Below are 20,522 nucleotides of genomic sequence, written 5' to 3' on the forward strand. Positions count from 1 at the left end.
AGGGGAAAAAGGCAAAAAGACACCTATGTTCTTAACATTATTGTTACAAATGCGAGACACGTTCGTTACATAAGGTCCTTATACTATGTCTCAACGTAACAAAAAGAAAAAAGACATACGAGGAGGTCTTTAAGAGATGAAGAAATTAATAGCCGGTGCAGCACTTGTTGCTGTTTTAGCCGTAAGTGGTGCAGCCTTAGCCGCAGAACTTGTTATCAAAGGTTCCACAACAGTTCTTCCCATTGCTCAATCCGCAGCTGAAAAGTATATGACAGCGCACCCAGAAGTAGCCATTACTGTCTCTGGTGGTGGAAGCGGTAATGGTATTAAAGCTATAATTGATGGAACAACAGATATAGCTGATTCTTCAAGATTCATAAAAGACACAGAAGTCAAAGCAGCTGTTGAGAATGGTGCTTATCCTGTTCCCTTCGCTGTAGCGATGGATGCACTTATTCCTGTAGTTCATACATCAAATCCTGTTCAAGACCTTTCTATAGAACAACTCAAAAAAATCTATATGGGCAAAATCAAAAACTGGAAAGAAGTCGGCGGCCCCAACAAACCAATAGCAGTTGTTAGCAGAGATACGAGCTCTGGAACATATGAAACGTGGGAAGAAAAAATTCTTCACAAAGAACGAGTGGACAAACGAGCACTCGTCGTCGCATCCAACGGAGCTATGGTACAAACTGTCGCTAAAAATGAGAATGCTATTGGATATATCGGTTTAGGATATATGAACGACTCCGTTAAACCTATCAAAGTAGAGGGAATTGAAGGTAATAAAGCAAATGCACTAAATGGAACATATCCTGTATCTCGCTATCTGTACATGTTCACCAGAGGGTGGCCGACAGGGGAGCCCCTAAACTTTATCAATTTCGTTCTTAGCGATGACGGACAAAAAATAGTCGGAGAAGCAGGTTTTGTGCCTCTTCGTTAATCATAAATAAGCACAACAAGAATTCGCCTGTTCCCGGCAGGCGAATTCTTGCCTGCTTCTCAAGAGAATATATTCTCAAAAAAGGATTTGTGATGCCTATGAAAAAAGAACGAACACCAGCTATCATTATTATGTCAATTTCATCTGTCGGCATCTTTGTTATGCTGTTTATCCTTCTTTTTCTTATAAAGGAAGGACTTCCCGTGTTGAAAGAAACAACATTATCATCAATAGTGGCTGGCACAGACTGGTATCCTACAGAAACGCCACCAGCACTGGGGATGTTGCCCCTTATTGCCGGCTCCGTAGCAGTAACTCTTCTTTCATCACTCATAGCCCTTCCAATAAGTTTGTTCATTGCTATTTTTATTTCAGAAATAGCTTCTCAAAAAATGAAAAATATATTAAAACCGATTCTGGAACTTCTGGGCTTCCTCCCTTCGATTATTCTTGGATTTCTTGGCATGGTCGTTATTGCCCCTTGGCTTCAAAGCCGTTTTGCTATTCTCTCAGGCCTCAATCTCTTAAACGCATCAATACTATTGGGTTTTTTAATCATTCCTATCGTCGGATCCCTTGCAGAAGAAGCTCTTTCAGCAGTACCACGAGAGATACGTAACGCGTCATTCGCTCTGGGAGCTACTCGCTGGGAAACAATCAGCAAAGTCGTCTTTCCCGCAGCTCTTCCAGGCATTCTTTCTGCCTGCTTACTCGGAATTATGCGCGGAATGGGAGAAACGATGGTCGTCCTCATGGCTGCGGGAGGAGCAGCACTTATCCCTATCTCTCTTTTTGACCCCGTTCGTCCCTTGACCTCTACTATTGCAGCCGAAATGGGAGAAACCCCGGTAGGATCCACTCATTATCATGCGCTTTTCTTCGCAGGACTGATACTTTTACTCATTACACTCGGAATAAACCTTCTTTCAAGCTGGATTGAAAGTAAAAGGAAGGTGAAATCATCATGACCAAACGCAAGGCTTTAGACCAACTTATGACGATCCTGCTATGGAGCGCAACAGGGCTTATTGTTTTTTTGCTCCTGGCGATTATTACATATATATTCGTTAACGGATATCAGGTTCTTTCGTGGAGTTTCTTAACAGAATCTCCCAGGGATAATATGACTCGTGGAGGAATCAGCACCCCTCTTATAGGCACATTGCAACTTGTTCTTGTCTCTATGTTCTTTGCTCTTCCTGTTGGAATTGCTACAGGTCTATATTTAGCGGAATATTCGAAGAGAGGACGTTTTACTTCGCTTCTACGCCTGGCAATACGATCTCTTGCCGGCGTGCCTTCTGTCGTTTTTGGCCTTTTCGGTCTATCCCTTTTCGTTATATTGCTACGATTTGGTTCTTCTCTGCTCTCAGCTGGCCTCACATTAGGCTGTCTGGCTTTGCCCCTTATAGTAACCGCTTCGGAGCAGGCTTTTCTCGCTGTGCCTCAAGATTATAGAGACGCCTCCTATGCTCTTGGAGCATCCAAATGGCAAACTATCTGGAAAGTTGTTCTTCCTTCTGCTTCTTCCACCATCATTACAGGAGGGATTTTAAGCATCGGACGGGTAGCTGGAGAGACGGCTCCTATCATTTTTACCGGAGCAGCCTATTTCACTCCAAGTGTTGCGACAAGCCTTTTCGATGAAGTTATGGCCTTGCCCTATCATATTATGGTACTCGCTACAGAAGGTACGAACATTACACTCACACGGCCTATACAATATGGAACAGTACTCGTACTTCTGGCTTTTGTTCTTGGAATAAGTGCCATTGGAGTTATAATGCGCGCCCGTTTAAGACAAAGCGGACGCTAAATTGCAAGCAAGGAGTAGGTATAGATGACAAAACCACAACTTGTCGTTTCAAATCTTAACTTATATTATGGCAATAACCAAGTTTTACACGACATCAACATCGACATTTTCAGCAAAACAGTAACAGCTCTTATTGGCCCTTCCGGATGTGGAAAGAGCAGTTTCATACGTTGCCTTAACAGAATGAACGACTTTATACCAGGAGCAAAAATCGAAGGAAAAATTTTTCTTGAAGGGAAAGACATTTATGCCCTATCCACTGACGTTATTACACTACGCCGCCAAGTCGGCATGGTCTTTCAAAAACCTAACCCTTTTCCTATGTCAATATACGATAATGTTGCATATGGACCTCGCCTCAATGGAATAAAATCACGAGAAAAGCTTGATGATATTGTAGAAAAAAGCCTTTTAGGAGCAGCTCTCTGGAGTGAAGTAAAAGATAAGTTAAAATCTTCAGCGCTGGGTCTCTCAGGAGGACAACAACAGCGTCTTTGTATTGCGAGAGCCATTGCTACAGAGCCAGAGGTTCTGCTTATGGACGAACCGACGAGTGCTCTTGACCCAATGGCTACAGCCAGAATTGAAGAACTTGTGAGAACCCTTAAAGAAAGATACACTGTTATTATTGTTACCCATAATATGCAGCAAGCAGCTCGTATCTCAGATTACACGGCATTTTTCCTTATGGGTGATCTTATTGAATATGGAAAAACTCCAAAACTTTTTACATCTCCAGATGACAAGCGCACAGAAGATTACATTACTGGACGATTTGGTTAAACGAGAAAGCCCCTTGAGGGAAGGAAGTGACTAAGGATGAACCAGATTAATACCAGAAGACAACTTGAAACTGAATTGACAGAACTTATTAGGATGTTGACACGGTTAGGGAAAATGTCAGAAGAATCTCTTGCCAGAGCAGTCTGGGCTCTAAAAAACCAAAATGCTGATGTGGCACGAGAAATTATAAAAAGAGATGACGCCATAGATGACCTCGCCGCCGATATAGACATGGCCTGTATGCAATTTACAGCGCGTTTTCAGCCTCTCGGAGAAGATCTGCGCACGGTCTCTTCTTTGATGCACATGGCCGTTGATCTCGAACGATTAGGAGATTATGCAAGTAATATTGCCAAAGCAGCCATCGAAGTTGCAGATAAAGAGCTTATGAAGCCTCTTATCGATATTCCTCGTATGGTTGATATTCTTTCTGATATGCTCGAAAAAAGTCTTGAAGCTTTAGAAAACAAAAATGACGCTATGGCTTATCGGGTCTTTCCTCTTGACGATATTATTGACGATCTTGAAAAGCAGATCATGCGGGAACTCCTGCTTCTCATGATGGAACGACCTCAAAGAATAGAACAAGCTACACTACTTCTCAATGTAGCAAGAACTTTGGAACGTGCCGGCGACCATATTACAAACGTGGCAGAAAGAGTCGTCTATATCATTACAGGAAAGACTGTAAAAGCATCTGCATATAGACGTCCAAAGGAGCATAGACCGTGAATGATAGCAGAATTTTAATCGTTGACGATGAGAAAGGCATTCAAGATATAGTTTCTCAAGCTCTCAAACGACGCGGATATGAAACACTGGTCGCCTCTGATGGTGATACAGCCTTAGATTTGGCTTTTGCCTCTCGCCCTGACCTTATTATTCTTGATCTTATGCTTCCTCGCATGGATGGGTGGGAAGTCTGTCGACGACTTAAGAGCAGCAAAGAAACTGCTACTATTCCCATAATTATGCTCACTGCCAGGCGAGGAGAAATGGATGTTGTTGAAGGTCTGGAACTTGGCGCTGATGATTATATGAAAAAGCCCTTCTCTCTGGCAGAACTTGTTGCACGGGTCGGAGTACTTCTGCGCAGAAACCAGACAAGTCAAGAAATGCGGCAGATTACAAATAGAGAGTTAGCCTTGGATTTAGAGAGTCAGTCAGTTACTTTACGGGAAAAAACTCTGGATTTAAGCCCTACAGAATTTCGTATTCTTGAACTGCTCACTCGACGTTTCGGAAAAACTGTCAGTCGAGATGAGCTCTTAGGGAAAATATGGAATCTTTATGGCGGTGACACGCGCACACTAGACGTGCATATTTCTAGGCTTCGAAGAAAAATAGACGATGAGAAACGTCCTGTTCTCGAAATACAAACATTGCGCAGCCGAGGATATCGAATCGTTTGGGAGGATTAGGGCATGAACACCTTAAAGGGAAAAATTACAGCAGTACTCGCCATCGTTACCATCGCAGCCTTTGCTATCAGTTGGTTTTTGGTATCAGGCATAATGAAACAACAGCTCATAGATGACGCCACTGATCAACTTACGAAAGAGACTGCCGTTGTCGCTCACATAATACGCAGTGATGGATACAACGTTTTCCAAAGAGATCTTAAACAATGGCAAGAAACACTTGGAAGCCGAGTTACAATTATTAACACTAACGGACGTGTAATACTCGATAGCGCTACGGACACAGAGACCCTCGACAACCATAAAAATCGTCCGGAAGTTCGACAAGCTGACCAAGAGGGCGTCGGAACAATATCTCGGTACAGTCAAACGTTGGGAACTCATCTCGTGTATGTAGTGCGCAAAATAGAGGGAGACGAGGGACCTCTTTTTATTCGTATTGCACGTCCCCTGAATTCCCTGAAAGAAGCTCTCTTGAATGTACGTCTTCGTTTTCTATCGTACATTATTATCGCGGCCTTTCTTATCTTTGGGCTTGAGCTATGGATTATACGACGTTTTTTTGCTCCTCTTGAACGCATTGTCTCTGCTGCTCATTCAATTACCGAAGGGAAAGAAGCAAGTTTCCCTCTTATGGCAGATACAGAGCTTCAACGTCTCTCTGAATCTCTTCAAACGATGTCATCTCGTCTGAAAGGCGCGCTGGAAGAGCTCAACATAGAGAGAACAACTCTTTCCCGCATTGTTTCCTCTCTACCTGTAGGTGTTATTTTGCTCGATAATGATAACCGTTTACGGTATGCAAATAATGAAGCCCACAGCTTGCTTGGTATTAAAATAACGATGGAGGAAGGTCAGCCGATAGAACGCTTCCTTACTTGTGGTGATATTTACCCCCTTATTCAGGAATCCAAGAAAGGGATTGAACATGCAATAACGGTGGAAATGCCCGAGCTTGGCTCAGGAGGTCGCCACCTGAATCTCTATGCACGCCAAACAGTAAGCGGACCGTTGCTTGTCATTACAGACTTAACAGAAGAAGTTCGGCTAGAAGAGGCACGACGAGATTTTATTGCAGATGCTGGGCATGAATTTCAAACACCTTTAACGACCATTCGTCTTACAGCTGAATATTTACAGGAAGAATTTCAAGAAAACGAAGAGGTTCAAAATCATCTGCAATCCATCATTCAGCAACAGGAAAGAATGACACAATTAGTTGATGATCTTCTTTTACTTTCCCACCTAGAAAGCCAACTTCCTCAGGAAAAAAAGGAAGAACTTGATTTATCTCTTATCATAAATACACTTCTTGAGGAATATGCACATCATCCATTAGGGAGATCGATACTCATAGAAAAAGAGATTCCTGAAAAAGCGCTCATGGTGGGGCAAAGCGGAGATTTATCAAGAGCAATACGAAATATTCTCGATAACGCAATAAAATATGTGCGAGAAAAATATGGAGATGGGCATGGAGGTCATATCAGAATCGACCTTTCAGAAAAAGATGCGCTGTGGGTTCTTCGAGTTGAAGATAATGGCATCGGAATTTCAGAAGAAGCTGCTGCTTCTATTTTCGATCGTTTTCGACGAGGAGACAGCCATCGAGCTCGGGGACAATGGGGTGCTGGCGGCTATGGATTAGGGTTAGCTATAGCGAAACGAATTTTTACAGCACACGATGGAGACATCGTTTTAATTTCTCCGAATGGCGGTCAAACCATCTTTGAAATCACTCTTCCGAAAAAATAGGAAATACAAAACAAGCAGGAATCAAATAAAGAATTCCTGCTTGTTTTTATTTATAATACCTAGCCTTATTAGTTTAAATACTTATTTCTGCCAGTTCAAAGCGAAATGTGCAAAAAGAGCTGACCCTATCCACAACGTATCTTCATCGATATCAAACTTCGAATTGTGGTGAGGATAGGTCTGTCCCTTTTCAGGATTGCTTCCGGCATGGAAGAAGAAGGTTCCAGGAACACGTTCGAGGAAATAAGCAACATCCTCGGCTCCCATTGATGGTTCGGGAATCTCCTTGGCTTTTTCCTCGCCGAGCACTTCTGCCACTGTGGCAAGAAGTTTATCGGTCATGGCACTGTCGTTAATGACAGGTGGCGGTCCAGGAATATATTCCACTACAGCTTCGCCCCGCATGCTGGCGGCCGTAGATTCTGCCAGCTCACGGATACGTTCCTCCATCATCTTCCGCGTCTCCACGTCAAGAACTCGAACTGTTCCCTCAAGAACGCATTCGCCAGGAATAATGTTATAGGCGGATCCGCCAGTTACACGCCCTATGGTAAGAACACCTGGGTCTACAGGGTTGACCTCGCGGCTCAGAATCGTCTGAAGACGGCAGATAAGATGCCCAGCCATAACGATGGGGTCTGCTGTAAGATGAGGTGTGGCACCGTGCCCACCCTTCCCTTTCAGGGTAATAAGGAAGCGGTCGGCAGAAGCCATCATGCCACCGTGTGAATACCCGATCTCCCCTGCCGCATATCCCTTCCAGAGGAGTCCCGAATGAAGACCGATCAGGGCATCCACTTTAGGATTCTCAAGCACGCCATCATCGATCATGGCCTTCGCTCCCACAACATTTTCCTCCGCCGGCTGGAAGATGAACTTCACGCTTCCCTTCAGTTCGTGACGGTGTTTCATAAGCAGCTGTGCCGACCCCAATGCCATGGCCGTATGGACATCGTGAGCACAGGCGTGCATGCAACCGTTGGTGGCTGCAAAGGGAAGTCCCGTCTCTTCCTTGATGGGCAGAGCGTCACAATCGGCTCGAATAGCCAGAACAGGACCAGGCTCGTCTCCCTCGAGAAGGGCGGCTACTCCATGCCCTCCGATTCCCTTCCGAATAGACGTGGAAGGAAATCCCATCCCCTCAAGAGCCTGTACAATGTAAGCCTCCGTCTCGGGGGTCTCGAGACCAAGTTCCGGATTGGCATGAATATGGCGCCTCCACTCTATGATCTCAGACAAAATTGCTTTCGCTTCGTCTTGGATGTTTGTCATGATACAGTATTCTCCTTTCCCAAAGTTTTCAATGTAGAATACAGTATAGTTCGGATAAAAAAGAGGCAGGCTGTGTAAAGCCTGCCTGTAATCACTTTTTATTTATGGTTCTTCAGCCACTCCATAGCCATGGTGGACATTACAGCCGAACCAATCCACAATACGTCTTCGTCAACGGCGAAACGAGAGTTGTGGTGAGGATAGGTCTGTCCCTTCTCCTCGTTGCAGCTGGGGTGGAAGAAGAAGGTTCCGGGAACCTCTTCAAGGAAGAAGGCGATATCTTCTCCGCCCATGGAGGGATTCTTGATTTCCTTCACATGCTCTTCGCCAAGAATGGCTACGGCCACCTTGCGAAGCTCCTCTGTGACCTCGGCATTGTTGACGACTGGAGCTGGTCCTTCCCAGCCGTAGTGGAACTCGATGTCTCCACGCATGCCCTGAGCGACTGTACGGGCGATCTCTTCGATACGTGTTGCCAGGAATTTACGGGTATCGTTGGTGAGAGCGCGAACCGTTCCGCTGATACGGCACTCGCCGGGGATAACGTTGAAGGCTGTTCCTGCATGAATCTCACCGATGGAGATAACTGCGGGCTCTACAGGATTCATCTCACGGCTGACAATGGTCTGAAGTTCGCTGATAATCTGGCAGGCAATGCTGACAGGATCTATGGATCCGTGAGGATAGGCGCCGTGGCTGCCCTTCCCCTTCACGAGGAGCTCAAAGCGATCCATGCAGGCCATGATGCCGCTGTAATGATAGCCGATATCTCCAGGTTTGAAGTCTTCTTTCCAGATGGCTCCAGTGTGAAGGCCGACGAGGACGTCGGGACGTGGATTGTCGAGAGCGCCGTCGTCGAGCATACGTTTGGCTCCGCCGTATCCTTCCTTGCATCCCTCTTCGCCAGGCTGGAAGATGAACTTGACTGTTCCTTCAAGCTTGTCTTTATTGTCAGCCAGGATCTTGGCTGTGCCAAGGGCCATGGCTGTGTGGACATCATGTCCACAGGCGTGCATGCAACCATTCTTGGAGGCAAAGGGAAGATCTGTCTCTTCTTTGATGGGAAGACCGTCGCAATCGGCTCTGACGGCAAAAACCTTGCCAGGTTTTGCTCCTTCAAGTACGGCGACAACGCCGTGACCGGCTACACCCTTGCGATAGGGAATACCCATTTCGTCAAGACGGGCACAAATATAGGCCTCGGTCTGCACTGTATCCATCTGTGTCTCTGGCATCTGGTGCAGATCCCGTCTCCAGGCTACGATCTGTTCCTGCAACGCGAGTGCTTGTTCTTTCATGGTTTCCATAAGGGAAAACCCCCTTTATACGTTGGTAAATTGTGACGCATCACACACTCATGATACGTACCGTAACAAACAAAAGGCAACGAAAGAATCGCAGCGCTGCATCCTTCAAGGATGCGGCGCTGCGGTTGATGTTTAAATTCCTAAAGCAGGCCCTTCTTGTAGAGAAGACGGCCTACTGCTATCGTTCCAAAAACGGAAGCAACGATAACAATCCAAGTCTGAGTCAAAAAACCGAGACCAATTTTAGGCGCTACTATATAAATAAGCAGAGGAATAGCAATTCCAGCAACTGCCAATTTGGGATATTTCAGGGTGAACTGTCCAAAAACAGCACCGAAGATAGCGGCTACAGTGTACTGTTTAAAGGCGATAGCGATAGGTTCGGGGAAGACAGCCAAAAGAGCTGTACCAGCAATAGCTGCCAACGTTGTGAAGAAAAGGTTGGTAACAACAGAACCGGTAAGCCCCAATGTAGAAACTATTTCAGCCTCAGGCGAACCGGCTTCTACGCCAACAACTTCCTGAGCTACTGCGGAACAAGGAACACGAAGGTTACCGATATTTCCGCTCAAGAAGGAAATATATGTTCCTGTCAGACCGAGAATAGGATAGTATGAAACAGGTTCAACAACATAAAAAGCGCCGAAGATAGCTGCAATCATGCCCCATGACTTCAATGCCACAGAAACGGGTGGAAATGCTCCGTAACGTAAATAGAGATAGATATTTGGCAAGAAGCACATTAATGTCGGGATAATAACAGTGATAAAACCAATTTTAACTGCTGGTTTTTTCCATATATTTTCAAATTCGTCGTGAGATACCATAATGAGATCCCTCCTTCAACTAAACAAGAATGACGGCTACAGCCATTCCGATAAGCATGGCTATTCCGAGAGTATACTCTCTGAGCCAGGTCAGCTTCTTGGCAAGGCAAAGCATTAAGACCATACCGAGAAGACCGCCGATGGCTGCATAAAGAGGGCCGCCGCCACCAACAGTACCAGCCTGGAGGCCCTTGAATCCAGCCATGATATTTCTGGAATTGAGGAATCCGAAGCAACCGAGCATGGCTCCACCAGAAACGATGGCAAGCCATTTGGCATCTCCACCGCCGATTTTTTCTCGAAGGCCTTCGAGCTTATGTGTAAACAGGGCTGTAACAAGAAGCCAGCCTGTTCCATTAATGGTCATGGTCCACCAAGAGGTAGCCAGGGCCTGAATATCATAATCTGCAGAACCGAATTTAACACCGAGAGCCTCAGCTCCAACTGTTGCAGCGGTGAGCTCTGTGGGAGCAGCACCGATAATGGAAAGACGAAGCCATGTGATAGGTCCACCAACAACGGACATCATACCAACCATAACGATAAAAACGGCAATAGAAGGACCAATAGCTGAAATGGCACCAGCACGAAGGCCCTGAACACATTTTTCTTTTGGAAAACCGATTCTCTCGGCTGTACTAAAAGAAAGGCGTATGTACAGAAGAGACTGAATAAGAACTATAACTACGATTGCGATGGCTATGGCCCATACGACCCAGTCATTCGCTGCGCGGAGTACTGCTTCCGGCATACTAACACCCCCATAGGATAATGTTTGAAAAGAAATATGAATCAAAAATTACGCATACTACGTGTGATCTGTTACAAAATAGCAATGACAAGATATTTTATTCACATATCAGGCGACAATCACCCCCCTCACTATCCTCTCTTCGTTTAAAGTACGAAGGCATGAACATAGACAACCTGCGGTTTTACATGGCGCAAAACCTTCACAGTTTAGGGAATATCGATCAAAAGCGACTTTAATTGGGAACACAGCCTGGGGAACACTTGCTTAAGAGGCACTACTTTCTGAAGAGGCACTTCTCTCTTAACACATAGAACTCTCTCAACAAAAACCTCTTTACATGGAAAACAAACCTCATCGATCGCCCGTATTAAAAATAGACTGTGTAAAACTCATTTTTCTAAGCTCTACATTCAGTGACGGGAACAGTATAAGTAAAGGGGGATAGGCTGTCAAGAATATTATATTTATGAATATTTTGTAAAAAATGTGCATTTTTTGCTTTTTTAAACATTATTCTCTATACGTTTTTTTCTCAATGCAATGGATATGCTGAAAAAGTCTCACATCAGCCATATTTGCATACAAAAACATAACAGCCGACGTGAGACCTAATTAGCCTTTTTATTTACAAATTTTTACTTTTACTGTTTTGAGAGGATTGACTACCTGACTGATAGAAAGATCACAGGCTACACTGGCATACATATATGCTTGCTCCCACGATAAATTTTTAAGCTTCATTATAAAGGGAACTGCTTCTTTGAGAGCCCTCTGAATAGCTACTTCCAGAGTTTCCCCACTTGCCAAGATAAAGAAAGCCTCTTCATTTTCTAATACAGGGGTTGCCTGGTTAACTCTTTTTTCCAGATCAATGCCCAAAGTCACTTCTCCTCGTATCTCCACTCCTGTGCCACAGACTTCTCCATCTGCCATAATGGCATGAAGGTCTCCCAAGGCCAATTTAGCCCCTGGAACAAAGACAGGCAAGCGCAGAGTTGCGCCTTCCGTCATTTGAATAGTATCAAGATTACCGCCATGCACACCAGGAATTCCACAGGCAATTTCCTCTTTTTCAGGAGCAACACCAATAACTCCAATCATTGGGCGAAGAGGCAATTCCATGCCGCAAAAAAATCCTTTCCTGTCAGAGACCGGAACAATTTCTGTATGACTCTCAACTACATCGCCACCTAAAGGTCCCCAGCCCGGAAACACTTCTACAACTCCCTGTTTATCAAGAGTTATTTTATCAATATGAATTTTTAAAACATCGCCAGGCTCTGCATCTTCAATCCAAAGAGGGCCTGTCGCCGGATTGACAATAGAATAATCAAAATCACTTGAAAGCTTTTGATCTGGTCGGGTAATCTTATGGCTGAAACAATCTTCTGTTTCAAAAACAACCTGACTTCCTGCCTTAACAGACGCCACAGCTTCGTTAGCATTCGACATGGCATAAACAACTTTATCCCTTGATATTCGAATTACCATTACTGTTACCCTCCTTTTTGGAAAAACATATAAAGCTGCCAATTTCTCTTCCATTCATAAGACCACGAGGTTTAAATATCATAATAACAATAAGCAAAAGAGCCATAAATACATTCACGAAGCCGAAAATAGGCGGAACGGTACACCCTAAAAAAGTGAAACCTTCCTGCACAGGGGCTAGAAGTTCCGTTCCAATGGTGAGTATGGCTGCGCCAATAAGTGGACCTGAAAGAGTACCGATTCCACCAATAGCAAGCATTGCTACAACCTGGAAAACATAAACAAGGCTAAAAGCTTTGGGATTCATGGTCAACACTAAGTGAACCCATAAAGAAGCTCCTATACCTGTGATAAAGCTTCCTATCGCAAATGAAATGATTTTGTATTTAACAACTGGAACTCCCATAACACTTGCTAATTGCTGATCTTTAGAAATCGCTATAAGTCCTCGGCCGAATCGAGAATGGACAAGCCTATGAATAGCATAAATGACGAGCAGTAGAATTCCATACGCCCACCATATGTTCGTATAGGCAGGAATATTGCGAAGCCCCATGTCTCCATGGGTAATTCCCCTAAGGTTCTCCGCCAGGTTTCCCATCACTATATTAATTCCCATAGATGCCAATATAAAGTACTGCCCTTCAAGCCTAAAAGCTGGAAGAAGCAAAATGATACTTGCAACAACAGCCAATAACCCGGCAATAACTAAGGCCAAAGGGAAGGCGACCTGAAGTTGCTCAAGCCATAGAGGCAAATGAAGCACTGCCTTTTTATAGGCTGGAGGAAGAGTCATCAATGCCGTAGCATAACCAGCAACCATCATGGTTCCGCCAAAACCTAGAGAAAAGATATTTGTATATCCATTTGTCACGTTAACACCTAAAGCTACAATTGATGTAATAGCAAAAAGGATAACAAGACGCAAATAGTACCCTCGTAAAAAAGTATTAGCCAGAAAAAGCAAAATAGCCAAACACAATAGAGAACCAATAAGAGTATATGTTTTCTTATTCATCTCGTCTGCCTCCTATTGGATTTTCACGTTTGGTCGGAAGAGACCAGACGGTTTTATAAAAAGGATGATAAAAAGCAATGCCCACACAAAAAGAGGACGAACAGCCGACCAGGCAGGAGGAAGAAAGGCAACAAACAATATCTCCCCCAAACCAATGATATATCCGCTGATAGCTGCCCCAGGAACGTTTCCGATTCCTCCTAAAACTGCCGCTATAAAACCATTTAGGCCGATAAGATAGCCCATGCTCGGATTAACGATACCAAAACTGATACCATATGAAACGGCAGAAATACCAGCCAGGGCAGAACCTATAATGAAAGCCAGTAATACTACAGTTTTGCTATTGACGCCAACGAGCTGAGCAGCAGTAGGATCGTAGGCAACAGCACGCATAGCGGTTCCGATTCGGGAGTATTTTATAAAGAGGGTAACGACAACCAGCAATATAAGCGTTACTGCCAAGATAAGAAGATCCTTAACATTTAAAAAGAGTCCACTTTCTGTAATAATTATTCCTTCAAGATATTCTGGCGTCGGGAAAGCCCTCCGTCCATCCCCAAAAATCATGACAAAAAGATTCCGTAACCCTAATGAGGCTCCAAAGGAAGCGATAAAAACGGTTAAAACTTCAGGGTTCTTTTTAAGGCACGGATCATAAACCAACTTTTCAATGAGAAGACCTATAAGAACGGATCCACCAACAGCCCCAAGAAGCCCTGTCCAGAAACTGGCTCCCGAAAAGCTCACCAAGAGATATGAACAAAAAGCACCAATCATAAAGATTTCTCCGTGGGCGAAGTTAATGAGCCCTAAAATACCGTAGATCATGGTGTAGCCAATGGCAAGAAGCGCCAAGATACTGCCGTATGAAAGACCATTGATTAGCTGTTGAAGAAAGTAAAGAACATTCATTGGCTATTTCACCCCCAAATAGGTCTGTTCAATATACGAATCTTTTTCGAGCTCAGAACTTTTTCCGCAGAGACGTATCTGTCCACTCTCCATCACATAGGCACGAGAAGATATTTCAAGGGCAAGACGAACATTTTGCTCAACAAGCAGAATAGAAGCACCCTCATGACTTATTTCCTCTATCTTTTCGTAAATCTGATCAACTACAACAGGGGCAAGTCCTAATGAGGGTTCATCAAGAAGCAGCAGACTTGGTTTTGACATAATAGCCCGACCGATAGCCAGCATCTGCTGTTCTCCTCCACTAAGAGATTCCGCCAACTGGTCACGCCTCTCCCAAAGCTTGGGGAAAAGGCTGTATACCCACTCTAGTTGCTCTTTATAGAGTTGCTTTCCATGTATGAGATACCCGCCCATTTTTAGATTTTCATAGACGGAGAGGTTTCCAAAAACGTTTCGTCCTTCAGGCGAACAACAAATCCCCAAATTTACAATCTGATACGCCGGTATTTGAGAAATATCTTTTTCCTTATACGTTACCAAGCCTTGCTTTATTGGAAGCTGTCCTGTAACACAACGAATCGTCGTCGTCTTTCCTGCTCCGTTGGGACCAACGAGAGCCACAACTTCTCCAGCATCAACATACAACTCTATACCATGAAGCACTTCCGCTTTCCCATATCCCGCAACGACATTTTTGATCTTTAACATACCTCTTCCCCCTTTTCAGCCTGAACAGCCTGTTTTTTCCATGCTTTCTGTCCGAGGTATGCTGTAATTACTTCTTCGTTGTTTTGTATTTCCGACGGAATTCCCTCTGCAATAAGAGCTCCCTGATTCATGACAAGAATACGTTCACTCATTCCCATAACAACTTTCATATTGTGCTCTACAATAATGATTCCCATTTGAGAATGCTCGTGAATTGACTGTATGATCTCTATAATCTCGTCTGTTTCCGTAGGATTTAAGCCTGCGGCCGGTTCGTCCAACAAAAGAACTTGTGGTTTAAAGAGAAGAGCCCTGGCCAACTCGGCCTTTTTTTGAACGCCATAAGGTAAATCATCAACTGAAATAGAGGCATGGTCTTCCATATGAAGCATAGCCAGAGTCTGAAATATGGATTCTTCTATTTCTTTCTCCTCTTTCTTATAACGAGAGGAAAAGAAAAAAGCATCTTTATAACCATAATCAAGAGAAACGTGAAAGGCTATTTTCATATTTTCTAAAAGAGAAAGTCCCTTCATTAGCCTCAAATTTTGAAAGGTACGAACAATTCCATGTGATGTAATCACATGGGGAGCTTTGTTCGTCAAATTTTTCCCATCTAAGGTAACACTCCCTGATGTTGCTTTGATAACACCAGTTAGCAAATTAAAAACTGTCGTCTTTCCTGCCCCATTAGGACCAATGAGGCCCAGAAGCTCTTTTTTATTCAGCGAAAAGCTTAGATTATTAACAGCACAGAGTCCGCCAAAGCTTTTTGTCAAATTATCAACTTTCAGCATAGTATCAGCTCCAAACGTAGTAATATGTGCAGAGAACGCACAAAGCGCCCTCTGCACTACGGACCCTTATAACTTACAGTTCCTCTGGATAGAGTATGCCCTTATAAACCCGCTGGCCGTTCTTAAACTCTTTAAAGACAACAGGTTTTAGTGGCACGCGCGGATACTCCACCATGGAAGGATCTGGATAGGAAATAGGCATTGTGGTTGTTGTAAACTTATGGTTTTGAATGGTATCTCTCAAAGCAACACGCTGCTCTTCAAGAGACATAGCATCCCATTTTTCTTTTCCTATTACTTCAATAGATTCAATCATCATCTGAACAGCATCGAATCCGAGACACTCGAATGCGCCTGGTTCACTGTCATATTCAGCTCTATAGGCTTCAACAAACTTCTTGGCATTCTCTGTAAGGGGATACTCAGCCGCAAAGTGAGTAGAAACAAGGGCACCTTCTATAGAAGGACCACCGACTTCAATAACAGACTGGTCATCTGCGCCATCGGTAAGAACGATAGGAAGTTTGATTCCTAACTTATCAGCCTGTTTCGCAATGATAGGACCATCCTGGGGAAAAGGAGGAGTAATGACAATCCCATCAATTTTTTCTTTTTGTACTTTCATCTTTAAACGGGTAAGTTGAGCCATAAAATTTACGTCGCCTGTCTGGTAAATTTCCTGATGGGCTATAGCCTTTTCATCACCTACGTATGCTTTAAAAGATTCCATAAAAAAATTGGACAAATCTGTGCTGTAGGCACTGGCATTGTCCCAGATAACAGCCACTTTTTTCCATCCCAGAGTATCGACACAATATTTAGCAACAGCCTGTCCTTGATAATTATCTCCAAAAGGAGTCATAAAAATAAAATCTCCGATTCGAGGTATGGTGGGTGTGGTCGCCGTTCCATCAAGGAAAACAGTTTTACCCTCTTGAAAAATGGGACCAGCTGCAGAAACAAGCGAATCGTCAGTCAATCCGCAGGCAGCAATTACCCCAACTTCTTCAACCAATCTTATGGAAGCATTTGATATGACAGTAGGGTCACTCTGCCCATCGATATTCTTCAGATCTACACTATGCCCGACTACGCCACCACGTTCATTTGCCAACTTTACAGCAAGTTGGCTTCCACGAAGACCCGCCTGACCTAATGGCGCCGCTACACCAACCTGGCTCCAAATTGACCCAATGATAATCGATTCATTCTCTGCAAAGGCTTCTGGCACACAGATAAAACAAAAGATAAAAGCAAAACATACCACCATAAACTGAAAGACTCTTGAATGCTTCATAGACAAAGCACCTCCATAAAATAATATATACAACGATACACACCCTCTCATAAAAACAGGGAGTATAAAGCTCTATGGAACAAGCTTCTGCACAAAATACGAAAGCTTCTATTAAATTGAATTACAATAAATGCAACTGTTGAAAAAGATAAATGCTAAATAAATTGATTAAGGGGGAAACTATCTAGTTATTGTTGATGTTGATGTTGATGTGCACGTGCATGAAGAAATACTTGATGAAGTGGTACCTGATGAAAGGGTAATACCTGAAAAGGATAAACGTTCGAGAAACTGTATTTCATTTCTTTGGAGGAACACATTGCAACCCGCTATATCATTGTGCCTCATTGGGAAGACCTCTCTTTCAGATGTGAATTTATTTTTATATATTTTAAGAGTTTAAATTTATTAATAAGAGGATTATAAAGTGGATCTCCGTTTTGTCAAATCATTGCAGAAAAAAGTGGTCAGTTTTTAATATCTAATCTTCTGACCACTTTGGTTTGTACACGCTTTAGAAGGCAAGAGTAAGACGTTTCGCGATCCCTCTAACGAACATGGCATAAAGAGGTACTTGAATTGCTTGTGCCTGTATTTGAGCTGGAATCGTCGTCAGAAAGGGTATTCCGTAAAGCATGTGTAAAAAATATGGAACGAGAAGAACAGACGTTATAAACTGTCCAATTCCTATAGCAATTAGCAATTGCCAGAAATGATACTGCCCTCTACTTTTAAAAATCTTTAAAATAAGAGCTGGAATAATCCCCGTCAAAGCAGCTGTCAGAGTGAAATGAGGCATGTAGGCTCCCATGGGATTGATCCAGAATCCGACAAAATCTCCAACGGCACCTACTACCCCTCCCGATTTCGCACCAAAATAGTAACCTGCCAAAATAACAGGTACAGCGCCAAAACCTATACGAATTGTTTCGATGCCAGCAATTGGAATTCGTATGCTTGCCATTCGCGTCAATACAATATTCAAGGCGATAAGAAGGGAAAAACAGACAATTTCCTGCACAGAAAAACGACTCTTTTGCATAAAAAAACCTCCTACGATATGGGCAGTTCTGCCACATCATAGGAGATTTTATTTTCTGCTATCGACGTGACAGCGAACGCGGAGCTTCACCGCAAGTTCTTTTGAACTTTTCGTCTCAAGGCAACGTCCCATCCTTAAGCACTTCACGCAAAGCCCCTACTCTGCCTTATTTTCTTGTTCAGCATATTATAGCATCAGTTCTATTTATAAAGGCATCTCAGACACGCTTCAGTAAGCGCTCCCAAACTCGAAACCATACCTTCTTCTGGTAAATCGGAGGCATCGTAAGCCAAAGGCAACTCAGTACACGCTGCAACAATAGGAACCTCTCGCTCCTTCCACAGCTTCTCTACAACTCCTTGCAATAACGTACCGGCTTCTCTTAAACGATTCGCCTTTACCAAAACAATACTCTCCTGAACTTTTGCCTGATCTTCATCTGTTGGAAATAGAAACGGATAACCAACTTTCTCAGCATATCGCTCGTACATCCCACTCTGCTTTGTTCCACTAGTTGCCAAAAGCCAGGCTCCTTCAGGACTTTTTTCTGCTGCCAATCCAACAGTTGCCTCAATTATATGTATTAAGGGAACAGGTAACTCTTGACGAAATCTGTCAATAAAATAATGAGCCGTATTACATGGAACAGCTAATATATCAGATCCCCAATCAGCTAAGGTACGTAATCCTTCTTTCAATACTGGAGTAGGATCTTCCCCCTTCCCAAGAATGGCACTACTGCGATCAGGAATTTGAGGATTTGAAAGCACATATAATTTAGGGTGTTCCTGGTCGCATGCAGCTGGTGCTTTAACTGCAAGAAGCCTCAAGAATTCTGCTGTTGCCGCTGGCCCCATCCCGCCAAGGATTCCAAGAACTTTAGAAGGTTTCTTTGAAGAACTCATTTGGTCACGTCCTTATCTTTCAAGTTTGTAACAACTTTGGATATTATACCTGCGAAAACCACGAACAAAACCCATAAATACGTAGTTTAGCTGAGAGAAACTACCGTAAAAGTAACGGATGTACTTTGGTGCTGTCAGTGTAATATATAGTCGCACAGTAACACAATAGTTTTAATCCTCCTGTTGTGTGTGCCCTATGAGTTAATAAATCTCCCTTTTTTGCAGAGGCCCACCCCCCAAGGGCCTCTGATTATTTTTTGTCTTTCTTTCGAAAAATATCAATAATGGCAACTTCAGACGATGTCAAAAAACGCATTGGAGGTCCCCATGTTCCTGAACCACTGGAAACCCAAAGGGAGCCCCCTCCAGGCAAAGAATGAAATCCCGCATGCATAGGATAAACTATTCTCGTAATGAGTGTGAAAGGCCATATTTGCCCTCCATGCACATGACCAGACAGCTGCATATCATAAAGATGCATCGTTTCTTGCATAATAACCGGTCGATGTTTTAAAAACAGACGAAAGCGATCGAAAGGAAGAGCAGAAAGAATATCCCTTTCAGAAAAAGGAAGAATCTCTTCAACCATTTTTATGTCAGGATCATCAATACCTGCTAAAATGACGGGCCCTACATCTACCGCTTGATTTCGAAGCATACGAAAACCACACGCCTCAATAAAAGATATTGCCTGGTCAAGCCCAGCGTAAACTTCGTGATTTCCTGTTACCGCATATTTCCCAAGAGGGGGTGTCAGACGACTAAAAAGTTCAACTTCTTTCTCTCGTCCATTCATTATGCCGTCTACAAAATCGCCTGTGCAAACCACAAGATCAGGATTGGCTTCCTCAATAACTTCAACAATTTTAAGCAACTGTTCTTCACGAACAAGAAGGCCAAGATGAATATCAGAAATGTGGACAATACGAAGAACCGGCCATTCAGAGGGCAATTTCCATGTTTCCATTTCCATATGCAGAGGATGAATAGTGAGGGCCTGTCTATACGCAAAAAGACTGCAAACAAAAGCTATCAATATCACCATGCAAGAAATGAATCTACCTGCAAAATCACTAAGATTTATTCCTAATATCCAAAAAATAAATCGCAGCACAGAAAAAAAGAGGAAAATACAGAAGGCAAAAAAGACAAATCCCATCCACACATAACTAATGAGAGCAAGCCAATGACGAATCTCACTGTATCCTTCTCCCTCCCATATTCTGAGAAATAAAGGAGACAAAACCATAAGCACTCCCCATAAGAAGCTTGCTGAAATTAAACCGAAACCACGAATACGAAAAGCACGAATGAGTGAAGAAAGGGTAACCCAGGTCATTCCTCCATAAATGCTTAAATAAAGAGCAACAACTAGCCACAGACGAATCATAGAACTCCTCCCCAAAGGAACTCAAAAAACATATGGGCCTCGAGATTATGCAGAATTTTGTTTACTATGGCAAAA

At 43.5% G+C, this 20,522-nt stretch carries 20 protein-coding genes and 1 riboswitch; of the genes, 7 read left to right on the forward strand and 13 right to left on the reverse strand.

Annotated features, from left to right (window positions below; translation table 11 throughout):
- Nucleotides 1-136: 136 nt before the first annotated feature.
- The 7 genes from ACZ5GY_RS09030 (at nt 137) to ACZ5GY_RS09060 (ending at nt 6,721) form a co-directional block, all read left to right on the forward strand.
- Nucleotides 137-946 (forward strand): phosphate ABC transporter substrate-binding protein, encoded by an 810-nt coding sequence (locus tag ACZ5GY_RS09030; protein ID WP_213691948.1) that lies wholly within the window; start codon nt 137-139, stop codon nt 944-946.
- Nucleotides 947-1,044: 98 nt separating this feature from the next.
- Nucleotides 1,045-1,914 carry a phosphate ABC transporter permease subunit PstC gene (gene pstC, locus ACZ5GY_RS09035; protein ID WP_213691954.1) on the forward strand — a complete coding sequence of 290 codons (870 nt, stop codon included), beginning with the start codon at nt 1,045-1,047 and terminating at the stop codon, nt 1,912-1,914.
- Nucleotides 1,911-2,762: a phosphate ABC transporter permease PstA gene (pstA, locus tag ACZ5GY_RS09040; protein WP_213691949.1), complete on the forward strand. Its 852-nt coding sequence runs from the start codon at nt 1,911-1,913 to the stop codon at nt 2,760-2,762. The genes pstC and pstA overlap by 4 nt, the downstream gene beginning before the upstream one ends.
- A 24-nt stretch (nt 2,763-2,786) precedes the next feature.
- Nucleotides 2,787-3,545 (forward strand): phosphate ABC transporter ATP-binding protein PstB, encoded by a 759-nt coding sequence (gene pstB / locus ACZ5GY_RS09045; protein WP_213691950.1) that lies wholly within the window; start codon nt 2,787-2,789, stop codon nt 3,543-3,545.
- Nucleotides 3,546-3,581: 36 nt separating this feature from the next.
- Nucleotides 3,582-4,277 carry a phosphate signaling complex protein PhoU gene (gene phoU / locus ACZ5GY_RS09050; RefSeq protein ID WP_213691951.1) on the forward strand — a complete coding sequence of 232 codons (696 nt, stop codon included), beginning with the start codon at nt 3,582-3,584 and terminating at the stop codon, nt 4,275-4,277.
- Nucleotides 4,274-4,966: a response regulator transcription factor gene (locus ACZ5GY_RS09055; RefSeq protein WP_307879786.1), complete on the forward strand. Its 693-nt coding sequence runs from the start codon at nt 4,274-4,276 to the stop codon at nt 4,964-4,966. Before phoU ends, ACZ5GY_RS09055 begins: the two co-directional genes overlap by 4 nt.
- A gap of 3 nt (nt 4,967-4,969) precedes the next feature.
- Nucleotides 4,970-6,721 (forward strand): ATP-binding protein, encoded by a 1,752-nt coding sequence (locus tag ACZ5GY_RS09060; protein WP_464111765.1) that lies wholly within the window; start codon nt 4,970-4,972, stop codon nt 6,719-6,721.
- Nucleotides 6,722-6,802: 81 nt separating this feature from the next.
- Here ACZ5GY_RS09060 and ACZ5GY_RS09065 read toward each other — a convergent pair whose 3' ends face one another.
- The 13 genes from ACZ5GY_RS09065 to ACZ5GY_RS09125 form a co-directional block, all read right to left on the reverse strand.
- Nucleotides 6,803-7,993 carry a M20 metallopeptidase family protein gene (locus ACZ5GY_RS09065; protein WP_464111766.1) on the reverse strand — a complete coding sequence of 397 codons (1,191 nt, stop codon included), beginning with the start codon at nt 7,991-7,993 and terminating at the stop codon, nt 6,803-6,805.
- Between the two features lie 98 nt (nt 7,994-8,091).
- Nucleotides 8,092-9,300: a M20 metallopeptidase family protein gene (locus ACZ5GY_RS09070; protein ID WP_307879668.1), complete on the reverse strand. Its 1,209-nt coding sequence runs from the start codon at nt 9,298-9,300 to the stop codon at nt 8,092-8,094.
- A gap of 140 nt (nt 9,301-9,440) precedes the next feature.
- On the reverse strand, nt 9,441-10,127 hold the full coding sequence (locus tag ACZ5GY_RS09075; RefSeq protein ID WP_213690257.1) for a hypothetical protein: 687 nt from the start codon (nt 10,125-10,127) through the stop codon (nt 9,441-9,443).
- 19 nt (nt 10,128-10,146) lie between these two features.
- The gene (locus ACZ5GY_RS09080) at nt 10,147-10,878 is read right to left on the reverse strand and encodes a DUF5058 family protein (protein WP_213695789.1); all 732 of its coding nucleotides are present in this window, start codon (nt 10,876-10,878) and stop codon (nt 10,147-10,149) included.
- A gap of 624 nt (nt 10,879-11,502) precedes the next feature.
- Entirely contained in the window at nt 11,503-12,372 is an 870-nt protein-coding gene (locus tag ACZ5GY_RS09085; protein WP_464111767.1) for an acetamidase/formamidase family protein, read from the reverse strand.
- Entirely contained in the window at nt 12,347-13,390 is a 1,044-nt protein-coding gene (locus ACZ5GY_RS09090; protein WP_213691336.1) for a branched-chain amino acid ABC transporter permease, read from the reverse strand. The genes ACZ5GY_RS09085 and ACZ5GY_RS09090 overlap by 26 nt, the downstream gene beginning before the upstream one ends.
- Nucleotides 13,391-13,402: 12 nt before the next feature.
- Nucleotides 13,403-14,305 carry a branched-chain amino acid ABC transporter permease gene (locus tag ACZ5GY_RS09095; protein WP_213691335.1) on the reverse strand — a complete coding sequence of 301 codons (903 nt, stop codon included), beginning with the start codon at nt 14,303-14,305 and terminating at the stop codon, nt 13,403-13,405.
- Nucleotides 14,306-14,308: 3 nt separating this feature from the next.
- The gene (locus tag ACZ5GY_RS09100) at nt 14,309-15,016 is read right to left on the reverse strand and encodes an ABC transporter ATP-binding protein (RefSeq protein ID WP_213691334.1); all 708 of its coding nucleotides are present in this window, start codon (nt 15,014-15,016) and stop codon (nt 14,309-14,311) included.
- A complete protein-coding gene (locus ACZ5GY_RS09105) occupies nt 15,010-15,813 on the reverse strand; it encodes an ABC transporter ATP-binding protein (protein WP_213691333.1) in 804 nt (267 codons plus the stop codon). The genes ACZ5GY_RS09100 and ACZ5GY_RS09105 overlap by 7 nt, the downstream gene beginning before the upstream one ends.
- Nucleotides 15,814-15,886: 73 nt before the next feature.
- Nucleotides 15,887-17,110: an ABC transporter substrate-binding protein gene (locus tag ACZ5GY_RS09110; RefSeq protein ID WP_213691332.1), complete on the reverse strand. Its 1,224-nt coding sequence runs from the start codon at nt 17,108-17,110 to the stop codon at nt 15,887-15,889.
- Nucleotides 17,111-17,624: 514 nt separating this feature from the next.
- Entirely contained in the window at nt 17,625-18,152 is a 528-nt protein-coding gene (locus tag ACZ5GY_RS09115; protein WP_213691331.1) for a folate family ECF transporter S component, read from the reverse strand.
- Between the two features lie 68 nt (nt 18,153-18,220).
- Nucleotides 18,221-18,318, reverse strand: a riboswitch (THF riboswitch).
- A 34-nt stretch (nt 18,319-18,352) separates the two neighbouring features.
- Nucleotides 18,353-19,057 carry a cysteate racemase gene (gene cuyB / locus ACZ5GY_RS09120; RefSeq protein WP_213691330.1) on the reverse strand — a complete coding sequence of 235 codons (705 nt, stop codon included), beginning with the start codon at nt 19,055-19,057 and terminating at the stop codon, nt 18,353-18,355.
- Nucleotides 19,058-19,307: 250 nt separating this feature from the next.
- Entirely contained in the window at nt 19,308-20,447 is a 1,140-nt protein-coding gene (locus tag ACZ5GY_RS09125; protein WP_213691329.1) for a metallophosphoesterase, read from the reverse strand.
- Nucleotides 20,448-20,522 lie beyond the last annotated feature (75 nt).

This window comes from Aminobacterium thunnarium, assembly GCF_055390565.1.